We start from the raw sequence: 645 nt of genomic DNA, 5'->3' as shown, positions 1-645 counted from the left end.
GGCCAGGCCCATCTGGTCGCACAGGGCCTGGGCGTGCGCAAGCTGGTCCACGGCCAAGGCCTCGGTGCCCAGCCCGCGCAGCGTGACGGCGCCCAGGGCCGTATCGCGGCCGCGCAGCGGCAGATAGAGGTCAGGCTCCTCGGCGTGATGGTCGGTGCCGGGGCCCAGCGCCCGGCCGCCATCGGCGCACAGCTGCAGGCCGGCCAGCGCATTCGCATCCGGCTCGCCGACGACGATGTCCTGCGCGCCGGGCGACGGCCGCAGCAGTGCCGCCGTGGCCAGGCCGGTGTTGCCGGCCAGCGCCTGCAACAGTTCGTGGACATGGACCTCGGGAAGGTCTGCGTCACGCATCAAGTCGCCGAACTCGCGCAGCGCGCGCTCGAGCTGAGCGGCGCGCTGGGCAGCCTGCAGGCCCTGCCAGGCCAGGCGCAGCCGCCAGCCCGCCCAGGCCAGGCCCATCAGCGAGCCGACGGCGATCCAGGGCAGGAATTGGACAACGGGACGAGGGATCATGAGGCGGCGGAGTTTAGGAGGCCTCCACCACCTCGACCTGCGGCCGCACCGGCTTGTCGAGGCGATCTTTCACCAGGCCAGCCAGCAGCACGTCCACCAGGGTGCCGCCCTGCCCCGCGCCCTGACCACCAC

The 645-nt window shown here is 73.2% G+C and carries 1 pseudogene; it reads right to left on the bottom strand.

Annotation, left to right across the window (positions count from 1 at the left end):
* Positions 1–513 (bottom strand): annotated as a pseudogene (locus AC1DU6_RS34425) (hypothetical protein); the annotation flags it as partial.
* Between the last annotated feature and the right edge of the window lie 132 nt (positions 514–645).

It is taken from the genome of Roseateles sp. P5_B10 (assembly GCF_056400485.1).
Note: the sequence above shows the minus strand (reverse complement) of the source record. Positions and strands in the feature narration are given on the sequence as shown.